The 3,314-nt window shown below is 44.6% G+C and carries 4 protein-coding genes and 1 pseudogene; all 5 read left to right on the forward strand.

The window, feature by feature from the left end; all coding sequences use genetic code 11:
- Positions 1-77 (forward strand): annotated as a pseudogene (locus RCH62_RS08375) (dUTP diphosphatase); the annotation flags it as partial.
- A gap of 9 nt (positions 78-86) precedes the next feature.
- Entirely contained in the window at positions 87-542 is a 456-nt protein-coding gene (locus RCH62_RS08380; RefSeq protein ID WP_120701521.1) for an isochorismatase family protein, read from the forward strand.
- A gap of 18 nt (positions 543-560) precedes the next feature.
- On the forward strand, positions 561-1,100 hold the full coding sequence (locus tag RCH62_RS08385) for a histidine phosphatase family protein (RefSeq protein WP_306475020.1): 540 nt from the start codon (positions 561-563) through the stop codon (positions 1,098-1,100).
- Positions 1,101-1,113: 13 nt separating this feature from the next.
- Entirely contained in the window at positions 1,114-2,475 is a 1,362-nt protein-coding gene (radA, locus tag RCH62_RS08390) for a DNA repair protein RadA (RefSeq protein WP_306475022.1), read from the forward strand.
- An 82-nt stretch (positions 2,476-2,557) separates the two neighbouring features.
- Positions 2,558-3,253 (forward strand): TIGR00266 family protein, encoded by a 696-nt coding sequence (locus RCH62_RS08395; RefSeq protein WP_306475021.1) that lies wholly within the window; start codon positions 2,558-2,560, stop codon positions 3,251-3,253.
- Positions 3,254-3,314: the final 61 nt, after the last annotated feature.

Below are 3,314 nucleotides of genomic sequence, written 5' to 3' on the forward strand. Positions count from 1 at the left end.
TTGCACCATTTTTAATCGCAGATGGAGATGAAGCTGACGGTGTTCGAACTGGTGGTTTTGGATCAACTGGGAAATAGAGGAATAAAATGGCAGACTATTTATTAGTTGTAGACATGCAGTCAGATTATGTTGCTGTAGGAAAAGCATATCATGAAGAACTGACTGCAGCTGTAAATGACAAAATTGCTACCTATCCCAGCGACCGAGTTATCTATATTCTCAATCGTTTTTTCTGGGAGAGAAAAGACAGAAAGAAGAAATTTGCGACCGGCTTGCTGCTTGTATCTTCTCGTATCTTTGAGAAGCGTCGGGCTTCTTGCTTTACTAATCCAGATTTAAAAGATTTTTTAGAGGGAAATGGTGCTAAAAGCATAGAATTTATAGGGGTAGATGGCAATGGCTGTGTCAAGGCTTCCGTTTTGGCAGCTGTCAAGGAGAATTATCAGGTTTCTGTCGATTTGTCTGCTGTCGGAGTTGCCAACCAGAAGAAATTCTCTAAAACACTGAAGCAGTGGCAAGATTGCGGAATCAAGATTGGATAGTTTTATGGGGATCTTAATATGAAAATTATTTTTGTCCGTCATGGGGAGCCAGATTATAGTATGCTTGATAAACTTGAAAATCCGCAACTCTATAGTGGTTTTGGTCGTGATTTAGCACCATTGACAGGAAAAGGTCGCAGTCTGGCAAAAGAAGTTGCTAAAACTGCATGTTTTGGAAAGGCAGAGATTATTATTTCATCGTCTGTGACGAGGGCTTTAGAAACAGCACATTATATAGCAGTTGAAACAGGATTGGGCTTATTTGTGGAGCCGTTTTTTCATGAGTGGCGTCCAGACATAGATGGCACTAACTCTGATTTAACTAGTGTATTGGTAGCTCATGAATATTATCTAAAACATCAAGGAGCTTTATCTGAAGATTCTCCTTATCGCTATGAAACTGATCTAGAGATGCGTCATCGTTTTTTAACAGCTTTGGAAAAATATAGAAATTATAAAACTATTATCATTGTAACTCACGGAATGCTCATGCGCCAGTTTGTGCCAAATGAAAAGATTGATTTTTGTCAAGTGATTGAGTGTGAGATAGAGATTTAGAAAGAGGTTTATCATCGCTAAGAAAAAAACGACATTTATTTGTCAAAATTGTGCCTACAATTCACCCAAATACCTAGGGCGCTGTCCTAACTGTGGTTCTTGGTCTTCTTTTGTCGAGGAGGTTGAGGTCGCAGAGGTCAAGAATGCCCGGGTGTCCTTGACAGGTGAGAAAACAAAACCCATGAAACTGGCGGATGTGACCTCCATCAATGTCCATCGTACCAAGACGGAGATGGAGGAATTCAACCGCGTCCTTGGAGGCGGTGTCGTCCCAGGAAGTTTGGTCCTCATCGGTGGTGATCCAGGGATTGGGAAATCGACCCTGCTCCTTCAAGTATCGACCCAACTATCTCAATTGGGAACAGTCCTCTACGTTAGTGGAGAGGAGTCAGCCCAGCAGATCAAACTTCGGGCAGAGCGCTTGGGGGATATTGACAGTGAGTTTTATCTCTATGCTGAGACCAATATGCAAAGCGTGCGAGCAGAAGTGGAGCGCATCCAGCCTAACTTTCTCATCATCGACTCTATCCAGACTATTATGTCTCCTGAGATTTCAGGAGTTCAAGGGTCAGTTTCTCAAGTACGGGAGGTAACCGCTGAGCTTATGCAGCTGGCCAAGACCAACAACATTGCCATCTTTATCGTGGGCCATGTGACCAAGGAAGGAACCTTGGCGGGCCCGCGTATGTTGGAGCACATGGTGGATACGGTGCTCTACTTTGAAGGGGAACGCCACCATACCTTCCGGATCCTGAGAGCGGTCAAGAACCGCTTTGGTTCGACCAATGAGATCGGGATTTTCGAGATGCAATCAGGTGGGCTAGTAGAGGTCCTCAATCCGAGTCAGGTCTTCCTAGAAGAACGCTTGGATGGGGCGACTGGTTCTGCTATTGTCGTCACCATGGAAGGAAGCAGACCGATCTTGGCGGAGGTTCAAGCCTTGGTGACTCCGACTGTATTTGGAAATGCCAAGCGGACGACGACGGGTCTTGACTTTAATCGGGTCAGCCTCATTATGGCTGTTTTAGAGAAACGTTGCGGTCTTCTTCTCCAAAATCAAGATGCCTATCTCAAGTCAGCTGGTGGTGTCAAACTGGACGAGCCAGCCATTGACCTAGCCGTAGCGGTGGCCATTGCGTCTAGCTACAAGGAGCTTCCAACCAATCCTCAAGAGGCCTTTATCGGTGAGATTGGCTTGACTGGGGAGATTCGACGAGTGACTCGGATTGAGCAACGGATCAACGAAGCGACCAAACTTGGCTTCACTAAGATTTATGCCCCAAAAAATTCTCTCCAAGGCATCACAATCCCAGATGGTATTCAAGTGATAGCGGTCTCCACTGTAGGAGAGGTTCTGAAAAAGGTCTTTTCTTAACCAGAGTTTGAAATCGTTTGCAAAAAGATTTTTCCTGTGCTATACTTTTTCTATACTTACTTAAGGATAGAGGTTAATTATCATGCGATTTTTCACAGATAACAATGTGCAGTTCCCTTTGGTCGAGCTATCTCTCAATCAAGGTGAAACTGTCTATATTCAACGGGGGAGTATGGTCTACCATACACCTAATGTGACCCTCAACACCAAATTAAATGCAAGCGGCTCTGGTGTGGGACGCTTTGTAAAAGCAGTTGGACGGTCAATGGTTTCGGGTGAAAGTACTTTTATCACCCAGGTTTTTGCCCAGTCTAATAATGCTTACCTAGCATTGGCGCCCGACTCACCAGGTCAGGTTATACCACTGTATTTGGGTGAAAAGCAGTATCGATTGAACGATGGTGCCTTCCTTGCACTTGATGGTACAGCTTACTATACAATGGAAACCCAATCGATCGGTAAGGCTCTCTTTGGTGGCCAGGGAGGATTCTTCGTTATGACGACCCAAGGGCAAGGGACTCTCTTGGTGAATGCTTACGGCTCTATTAAAAAAATCGAGCTAAACAATCAAGAAATCACCATCGATAATGCCCATGTCGTTGCTTGGAGCCAGTCTTTGGATTATAATATCCATTTGGAAAATGGTTTCTGGCAATCCATTGGGACGGGTGAGGGAGTGGTCAATACCTTTAGAGGGACTGGTGAGATCTATGTTCAAAGTCTCAACCTTCAGACCTTTGCTGGCTTGCTCAATCGCTATTTACCAAAACGATCTTAATGCATAAAGGAGGCTGGGACAAAAGTCCTAGCCTCTCAATTGTCTTTGGATTGTCGAGCAA

Origin of the sequence: Streptococcus sp., from assembly GCF_030825805.1 — a bacterium.
Classification (GTDB): Bacteria; Bacillota; Bacilli; order Lactobacillales; family Streptococcaceae; genus Streptococcus.